The organism is Blastococcus sp. CT_GayMR20, assembly GCF_004570345.1.
This window is the reverse complement of sequence record NZ_SPQM01000280.1, coordinates 1-2,305: the sequence shown is the minus strand read 5'-3', so window position 1 is coordinate 2,305 and position 2,305 is coordinate 1. Positions and strand designations below refer to the sequence as shown.

Below are 2,305 nucleotides of genomic sequence, written 5' to 3'. Positions count from 1 at the left end.
AGGTCCCGCCGATCGCGCCGCGGGACTCGAGGATGGCGTACGTCTTGTCCGGGCACTCCTCCTGCAGGTGGCAGGCGGCACCGATGCCGGACAGGCCGGCTCCGACGACGAGGACGTCGACGTGCTCGTGTGCGTGGCGCTCCGGGATCATGCGTGCACTCCAGGGGCTCGGCCGGCGGAGCCGGCAGGGGGTCGGCACTGCCGCGCGACTCTGCGGCACCGACGTTATCGACGCTCTGTCGAACGAGTCAACACAGTGTTGAGAAACGGGTGCGCGCGGGTAATCTGTGCACTGTGTCGAGCGACTCGTCCGCCGGCGTCCGCGGCCGCCGCCCGGCGCGGCCCTCCGGCGACGACCGTGAGCTGGCGATCCTCACGACCGCGGAGCGGTTGCTGTCCGAGCGGCCGCTGAGCGCCATCTCCGTCGACGACCTGGCGCGCGGCGCCGGCCTCTCCCGCCCGACCTTCTACTTCTATTTCGCGTCCAAGGACGCCGTCCTGCTGACGCTGCTGGATCGCGTGGTGGCCGAGGCCGACGCGGTCAGCGAGCAGGCGTTCGGCCTGCCGGCGGGCGGACCCCGGGAGGCCTGGCGGCGGGCCATCACCGCCTACTACGACACCTTCCGCGCCCACCGCGCACTGACGCTGGCCTGGGCGGAGGCCCGGTCGACGAATCCCGAGATCCGGGAACTGTGGGCGAAGGTCTTCGACAACTGGGCGAACCGGTGCGCAGCGGCCGTCGAGGCCGAGCGGGCGCGGGGCGCGGCTCCGCCCGGTCCGTCGGCGCGCGACCTGGCCGTCGTCCTCAACTCGCTGAACGAGCGGGTGCTCTACGCGACGTTCAGCGGCGACGGTCCCGCGGTGGCGGAGGCCGACGTCGTCGAGGTGCTGCTGGAGGTGTGGCTCCGCGCCATCTACGGCACCGCGCCCGCGGACTGACCCCGGCGGACAGCCCGATCGTCGACCGCACCACTGTCCTGGCTCACCTGGTGGGGTCCCACCTCACCGTCGACGGTGAGCCAGGACCCCTGATGATCAGGTGACCTGATCATCAGGCTGACGGGCCCGCGTCACTCGGCGGCGAGTGCGCTCCCGGCCGCCTCGATGTCCCGGCCGGTGGCGCCGCTGCGCACGACGGTCACGGGGCAGGGTGCGTGGTGCACGAGCTGATCGCTCGTCGAGCCGAGGAGCAGGCCGCGGAAGCCGCCCCGGCCGCGCGCGCCGAGCACCAGCAGGTTCGCGTTCCGGGCGGCGCCGATGAGTCCTGGGGCCGCCTTGTCGTGCACGACGTGACAGGTCACGCGCACCGACGGGTCGAGCCCGGCCTTCCGGACGTGGGCGGTCAGCTCGTCGAACACGGCCTTCTCCCACTCCGGCAGCGGCGGCACGTAACCCGGCGTCCAGGTGCTCGGCTGCGGTGCGGTGATCATCGACCAGGCGCGCACCACGTGGAGCTCGATGTCGGCCCGGCGCGCCAGCCGCCCGGCCCACTGCAGAGCTTCCTGCGAACACTTGGAGCCGTCGTGCCCGACGACGACCCCGCCGTCGATCTGCACGACCTCGCAGACGTCGTCCACCGTTGCCTCCCCTTCCGACCGGCGGCGTCCTGCCGCTGCCGGAAGCTTCTCATCCGGAGGGCGCAGATCAGGAGGGCACGGGCTGGCGGTGGCCGTTCGCCGGCGTCCGGGCCTCGGGCGCGCCGTCGGACGCCGGGTCGACCCGGTCGTCGGCCACGACGTTGTCGACCATCCGCACCACGGGGACGACGTGCTGGTCGGCGACGGGCGGAACATCCGGCAGGGTGCCGACGACCGCCTGCAGCGCCCGCCCGATCTGGTCGGTCAGCTGGCGCAGCGACTGCCGCGCCTCGTCGCGCTGCCGACGCAATCCGTCGACCTGCTCCTGGACGGTCAGCAGGTGGGCCATCGCCGCCCGGTCGGCCTTCTGCCGCCGTTCGGCCGCCTCCTCGTCGAGCCGCTCCCGCTCCACGGCGGCCGCCCGGCGGATCTCGTCGGCGTCGGCGCGGGCGCGCTCGAGCAGCGCCAGCGCCTCCGCCCGCTCCAGGCGGGCCTGCTCGCGCAGCTCGTCGGCCGCGGCGACGGCCATCTCCTTGATCTCGTGCGCCTTGCGCAGCCGGGCGTCGGCCTCCAGCCGCGCCTCGGCCAGGAGGCGGTCACCCTCCTCGGCCCCGGCCTCGGCCAGCGCCGCGGCCTCGTCGGAGGCCAGCCGGAGCATCTCCTCGACCCGGTCGGACACGGGGAAGACGTCGCGACGCTGCGGCACCTCGGCGAGCAGCCGTCGGGAG

At 73.9% G+C, this 2,305-nt stretch carries 3 protein-coding genes and 1 pseudogene; 1 reads left to right on the top strand and 3 read right to left on the bottom strand.

Annotation, left to right across the window (positions count from 1 at the left end):
- A partial coding sequence (locus tag E4P40_RS27315; RefSeq protein ID WP_135161426.1) for an NAD(P)-binding protein occupies positions 1-151 on the bottom strand: 151 nt, incomplete at its 3' end.
- Positions 152-294: 143 nt separating this feature from the next.
- Here E4P40_RS27315 and E4P40_RS27310 point away from each other — a divergent pair.
- Positions 295-939: a TetR/AcrR family transcriptional regulator gene (locus E4P40_RS27310; RefSeq protein WP_135161425.1), complete on the top strand. Its 645-nt coding sequence runs from the start codon at positions 295-297 to the stop codon at positions 937-939.
- A gap of 131 nt (positions 940-1,070) precedes the next feature.
- Here E4P40_RS27310 and E4P40_RS27305 read toward each other — a convergent pair whose 3' ends face one another.
- Both E4P40_RS27305 and E4P40_RS29240 read right to left on the bottom strand, forming a co-directional pair.
- Positions 1,071-1,577, bottom strand: coding sequence for a universal stress protein (locus E4P40_RS27305; protein WP_135161424.1), 507 nt, complete (start codon positions 1,575-1,577; stop codon positions 1,071-1,073).
- 67 nt (positions 1,578-1,644) lie between these two features.
- A pseudogene (locus E4P40_RS29240) lies at positions 1,645-2,305 on the bottom strand (hypothetical protein); the annotation flags it as partial.